The organism is Chryseobacterium sp. T20, assembly GCF_047345655.1.
Lineage (GTDB): Bacteria > Bacteroidota > Bacteroidia > Flavobacteriales > Weeksellaceae > Chryseobacterium.
Window position 1 is genome coordinate 1 of the sequence record NZ_JBLFDU010000031.1, and the last position, 359, is coordinate 359.

A 359-nucleotide genomic window follows, 5' to 3' on the forward strand; every position below is an offset into this window, starting at 1 on the left:
AAGTATTGAGGCTGTATATAAATTGCTGTTATTTCTATTATAAAGCTGTCGTAATATAAATTACCTGATTTTGAATTCTATCTATATCGGTACAATACATACAAAATCAAAGGCCTCCTGAGGAAGCCTTCGAAACACCAAATCACAAAATATTAATATGAAAAATTAATTTATAAAGCAGTCGCGGTATAAGTTACTGTTTGTGTATAAGTTCCCGCTGGTTTACCTAAAATATCAGAAGATGATGATTTCGCTGCTGGAATAGTGTAGTCCAGATTCAGTGTTAAGGCACTTCCAAGAGGAGCATTGGTAACTAAATTCTGATCCGTTGCAGATAAAACTACAGTATTTTTTGTCCC

At 33.7% G+C, this 359-nt stretch carries 1 pseudogene; it reads right to left on the minus strand.

The features are described from left to right. Nucleotides 1-170: 170 nt before the first annotated feature. Nucleotides 171-359: pseudogene (locus tag ACMA47_RS25165) on the minus strand (peptidoglycan-binding protein LysM); the annotation flags it as partial.